A 1830-nucleotide genomic window follows, 5' to 3' on the forward strand; every position below is an offset into this window, starting at 1 on the left:
CCGTCGGCCCGGACGCCGACCGCTGGCTGGACATCGCCCAGGCCTTCGCGGGCCCGCCCGGCACCGGGCGCGACCCCAGGGAAGCCGCGCCCGGGGAGCCCGCCCGGTGACGGCGCCCCCCCTGCGCATCGGCAACTTCTCCGGCTTCTACGGCGACCGCTCGAGCGCCCTGCGCGAGATGCTCACCGGCGGCGAGGTCGACGTACTCACCGGGGACTATCTCGCCGAGCTGACCATGCTCATCCTCGGCCGCGACCGGCTGAAGGACCCCGGCGCCGGGTACGCCCGCACCTTCGCGCGCCAGCTCGAGGACTGCCTCGGGCTCGCCCACGAGCGCGGGGTGCGGATCGTCACCAACGCGGGCGGGCTCAACCCGGCCGGACTCGCGGAGAAGGTCCGGGAGCTGGCGGAGCGGCTCGGGACACCCGTACGGGTCGCACACGTGGAGGGCGACGACCTCACCGCCGGGTACCCCGGCACCCTCGCCGCCCACGCCTACCTCGGCGGCTTCGGTGTCGCGGAGTGCCTGCGGGCCGGGGCCGACGTGGTGATCACCGGGCGGGTGACCGACGCCGCGCTCGTCACCGGGCCCGCCGCCGCGCACTTCGGGTGGGGACCGGGGGACCACGACCAGCTCGCCGGGGCCGTCGTCGCCGGGCATCTGCTGGAGTGCGGGACCCAGGTCACGGGCGGCAACTACGCCTTCTTCCGGGACGGTGACGTACGCCGTCCCGGCTTTCCGCTGGCCGAGATCCATGCCGACGGCAGCAGTGTCGTGACCAAGCATCCCGGGACCGGCGGGTTCGTCGACACCGGTACGGTCACGGCCCAGTTGCTGTACGAGACGGGGGGTGCCCGGTACGCGGGTCCCGATGTGACCGCCCGGCTGGACACGGTACGGCTCCGCCAGGACGGGCCGGACCGGGTGCGGATCGAGGGGGTGCGCGGTGAGGCGCCCCCGCCCACGCTCAAGGTCGGGCTCAACCGGCTCGGCGGCTTCCGCAACGAGGTCGCCTTCGTCCTCACCGGTCTCGACATCGAGGCCAAGGCGGAGCTGGTCCGCGACCAGATGGACGTCGCGCTCGCCAAGGCGGCTCCGGAGGAGGTGCGCTGGGAGCTGGCCCGCACCGACCGGGCCGACGCCGGCACGGAGGAGACGGCGAGTGCGCTGCTCCGGCTCGTCGTACGGGACGCCGATCCCGAGGTGGTCGGGCGGGGGCTGAGCGGGGCCGCGATCGAGCTGGCGCTCGCCAGTTACCCCGGATTCCATGTGCTGGCGCCCCCGGGGAAGGGCTCGCCCTACGGGGTGTTCGAGCATGTGGCCGTCCCCCATGGCGCCGTTGACCATGTGGCCGTCCTCCACGATGGGCGCCGTATCGAGGTGGGCGCGCCGCAGGAGACGCTCCCACTCAGCGAGTTGCCCGAGCCCGCACTGCCCGAGCCCTTCCACGTGGGCAGCACCCGCCGCGCCCCCCTGGGCCATGTGGCCGGAGCCCGTAGCGGGGACAAGGGCGGAGACGCCAACGTCGGCGTCTGGGCCCGCTCCGCCGACGGCTGGCGCTGGCTCGCGCACGAGCTGACCGTCGAGCGCTTCCGGGAGCTGATCCCCGAGGCCCGCGACCTCCCGGTCACCCGGCATGTCCTGCCCCGCCTCCGCGCCCTGAACTTCGTCGTCACCGGCATCCTCGGCGCCGGCGTGGCCGCCCAACACCGCTTCGACCCCCAGGCCAAGGCCCTGGCCGAGTGGCTCCGCTCCCGCCACCTGGACATCCCGGAGGAACTCCTGTGACGCCCCGGACCGTGCGCCCCTCCGGCGCCCCGCCCCTCCAC

The 1830-nt window shown here is 74.8% G+C and carries 1 protein-coding gene and 1 pseudogene; both read left to right on the top strand.

The genetic code is table 11. The features are described 5' to 3' along the window. A pseudogene (locus tag CCN33_RS32990) lies at nt 1–110 on the top strand (wyosine base formation domain-containing protein); the annotation flags it as partial. Then, nucleotides 107–1789, top strand: coding sequence for an acyclic terpene utilization AtuA family protein (locus tag CCN33_RS14775; RefSeq protein WP_086694085.1), 1683 nt, complete (start codon nt 107–109; stop codon nt 1787–1789). The pseudogene CCN33_RS32990 and the gene CCN33_RS14775, both read left to right, overlap by 4 nt. Nucleotides 1790–1830 lie beyond the last annotated feature (41 nt).

Source organism: Streptomyces recifensis (assembly GCF_002154615.1).
Classification (GTDB): domain Bacteria; phylum Actinomycetota; class Actinomycetes; order Streptomycetales; family Streptomycetaceae; genus Streptomyces; species Streptomyces griseoluteus.